General features: G+C 65.3%; 1 protein-coding gene. It reads left to right on the top strand.

What is annotated here, in order from left to right; translation table 11 throughout:
• The coding region (locus ACXJKO_RS32130; protein WP_457095032.1) for an IS256 family transposase at positions 1–505 on the top strand (505 nt) is incomplete at both ends.

Genomic DNA, 505 nt, shown 5'->3' with positions numbered 1-505 from the left:
TGCTGATTGCGGTGGGTATCGACTGGGACGGCCGGCGCCAGATCCTGGGTGTGGAGATGGCCAACCGGGAAAGCCAGTCCTCGTGGCGGACGTTTCTGCTCGGCCTGCGGGAGCGCGGGCTCTCAGGGGTCGAGCTGGTGGTGGCCGATGATCATGCCGGCCTGCGGGCCGCGATCCGCGAGGTGCTGTGCGAGGCAGCCTATCAGCGCTGCTATGTGCACTTCCTGAGAAATGCCCTCGATCACCTGCCGCGCAAAGCGGATGATGACTGCCTGCAGGAGCTGCGCTGGCTCTACGACCGCCGCTCGGTCGAGGAGGCCAGACGCGATCTGGCGGCCTGGATTGCCAAGTGGGAGGGGCGCTACCCGCGCCTGGTCGCCTGGGCCGAGGAGACGATCGAGGAGACGCTGACCTTCTACCGCTTGCCGCGTCAGCACCACAAGCATCTCAAGAGCACCAACATGCTCGAGCGGCTCAACGAAGAGATCAGGAGACGCACGTATGT

The organism is Microvirga sp. P5_D2, from assembly GCF_054049475.1.
The sequence above is the reverse complement of the archived record's forward strand: the minus strand, read 5'-3'. Positions and strand labels throughout refer to the sequence as shown.